Genomic DNA, 2840 nt, shown 5'->3' with positions numbered 1-2840 from the left:
AGGTTTGGAGTAGAATTTAGAATGTAGAATTCAGAATTCAGAAGTTAAATTCTTACTGTAACTAAATTACAGCACTTTTTCCGAGAAACCGGGTTTAGTAGAATTCAGAATTCAGAAGTTAAATTCTTGCCGTAACTTTGCAGAGAAACCGGGTTTATATGAAATGACCTATTTCACTGATATCTGTTTCCGATAAACCCGGTTTCTTATAGAACCCCTGAAGGTATCTCCGCAAAGGTAAAGGTTTTTGCCAAAGGAGTCAGTCCTCAGTCCTCAGTAGTCAGGAGATGGAGAATAAAGAAATAGAGGAAAAAGGTAGAATTTTTTTGACTTACTTCATCATCTCCCCCACTCCCCCACTCCCCTACTCTCAATCTCTAATTTTAAATAGACCCCTTCAGGGGTTCTATAGAAGCCCTAAGCGTATCTCCAGAAAATAGGTTGGAGGTAGAATTAATTGATAAAAATAGGTAATAATTGATTTGATGATTGGATGAGTGGCAGATATCTAATACACCCTATCTCCCCATCTCCCCATCTCTCCACACTCCCGTACGGACGCCGAAAAGCTAATAGCTGACTGCTGAGTGCTGAGCGCTGAGTGCTGAGCGCTGACTGCTACTTCAATGACACTTATCGACTGAAAAATCGGTACTGATATGGCTAATTTCTCTATTTTCTGCTCCTAAACATCTCCCGTTATCCTTAAATTGTTAACTCACGATACGAATGAAACGGCCCTACCCCTTAAAAAGGGGGATAATAGGGGAGCAGTGAAAATCGCTATATCTCCTAGTATTACTAATTTAATGAAAAAATAATGACTCTCAAATTTAACCATAAAATATTCTTCCAACCTCTAGTTATCTTGCTAATTATTTCCATAACTTTAGGAATAGGCTTCCGTTTTTTCCACCTTGATAAAAAAGTCTATTGGCATGACGAAGTATTTACTTCTTTAAGAGCTGCAGGTTTTAATCGGACTGATATTGACCGAGAATTATTTCAAAACCAAATTATTCCGGCTGAACAACTACAAAAATATCAAAAAATTCAACCACAAAGCACTTTCATAGGCACTCTCGAATCTCTAACAATTGAAAATCCCCATCATCCACCTTTATATTATTTGATGGCTCGGTTATGGATGCAAAAATTTGGCGGTTCCCTCACCGCATCTCGTAGTTTACCAGCATTAATTAGTTTATTATCTTTGCCATTAATCTATGTTTTAAGTTGGCAACTTTTTAACTCCCATTTAACTGCTTTACTCGCAACTACATTTTTAGCTTTATCGCCTTTTGAGATTTTATTTGCTCAAACAGCAAGGCAATATAGTTTAGTTACTGTTTTGATTATTGGTAGTAGTATTTTATTATTGCAGGCTTTAGATTCTCGAATTTGGAAAAACTGGGGATTATATAGTATTGTTTCTGCCATTGGTTTATATACCCATTTGTTTTTTTGTCTAACTCTTATTTCCCATGGGATATTTGTGATTAGCAATTGGTTGCTCTCAAATTATGTAGCAATAATTTACTCTAAAAACAAATCTAATTTATCAAAATTTAAACTTTTCATTGAAACGTTACCCTTGGATTTTTTCATTGCCTCAGTAGCAATAATAATTCTCTATATTCCTTGGATAGTAGTAGTAATTAATAATCTGCAACGAGTGTATGATACAACAAATTGGGCAAGGGTATCAGTCAGCTTTGATTTTTTAGTAAAAAAGTGGATTTTGAGTTTTTCCAGTTTGTTTATTGACCTAGATTTTGGTTTTAATCATATCGGCACATATTTACTAAGATTGTTATTTTTAATTATTATTGTTTGGGGAATTTATACGGTTTGTCATTCTTGTAGTCTTTCCAGAAAATTATTTATCCTGACTTCTATTTTTGTACCTTTGATAATATTAGTAATACCAGATTTGCTCTGGGGTGGGAAACGCTCTACTGTCACCCGTTATCTAATTTCCTGTTTTCCAGCAATATATTTATCAGTTGCTTATTTATTGGCAAAGTATTTAGGTAGGGAACATCCTACTTTATTCGGCGAGAAAAAATACTGGCGGGTAGTTTTAGGGATATTGTTAACTGCTAGTATTGCATCCTGCAGCGTCAGCGCTTTTTCTGATACTTGGTGGAGTAAAAGTGTGAGTTATTTTAATGCGGAGGTTGCCAAAAAAGTTAATGCTAGCGACTCCCCAATATTATTGACTGATCTAGGCGATGATTATACTAATACGGCAAACTTAATTTCACTCAGTTATATATTAGATGATGATGTTCGACTATTGTTGTTGAGTCAGTCGCCTAATTTAGAAATGTTTGGAGATGAGTCGGAGATATTTGTATTTCGACCTTCTGGGAGACTGGGAGAAGTGCTGAAAGGAACACAGTGGGAATTTCAGTCTATTGTAGATGGAGAGTTGTGGAAAGTGAAGAAAAGGTAGGAATAAAATTATGGTGAAACTGTTGATGAAAAATCATATTATGTTTAGTATTAGTATCGCTATGTTAGATAATTGTAGGTTGGGTAGAACAAAGTGAAACCCAACAAAAACATTGGAAGGAAAAAATTGTTTTTTTCGGTTGTAAATGCTCTGCAAACGTTCCATGCTGCGCAATGCTAATGCAAACAAGCAAACCTACAGAATTTGAATATTTTTGAGTATAGATGTACCAAAAGTATAAGAAAAAACACAATTAACTATTGAAAAAATTATATTGTTTGTAGTTGGGCTTTAGCGCCAAATATATGTCTAGCACTAAATAATACCATTTCTCAAAAACTTTTCTATATTTACTTGAGCAGGGGAGTAGGGGAGTAGGGGA

At 35.1% G+C, this 2840-nt stretch carries 1 protein-coding gene; it reads left to right on the top strand.

The genetic code is table 11. From position 1 onward, the window contains the following. Window positions 1-820: 820 nt before the first annotated feature. Complete coding sequence (locus tag AFK68_RS03325; RefSeq protein WP_094671586.1) at window positions 821-2458, top strand: glycosyltransferase family 39 protein; 1638 nt, start codon at window positions 821-823, stop codon at window positions 2456-2458. Window positions 2459-2840: the final 382 nt, after the last annotated feature.

The organism is Hydrocoleum sp. CS-953, assembly GCF_002260545.1.
Taxonomy (GTDB): domain Bacteria; phylum Cyanobacteriota; class Cyanobacteriia; order Cyanobacteriales; family Microcoleaceae; genus Trichodesmium.
The sequence above is the reverse complement of the archived record's forward strand: the minus strand, read 5'-3'. Positions and strand labels throughout refer to the sequence as shown.

What these genes read in the sequence shown, in the direction of transcription:
- AFK68_RS03325 (WP_094671586.1), top strand. Translation starts at nt 821, where the DNA reads ATGACTCTCAAATTTAACCATAAAATATTCTTCCAACCTCTAGTTATC.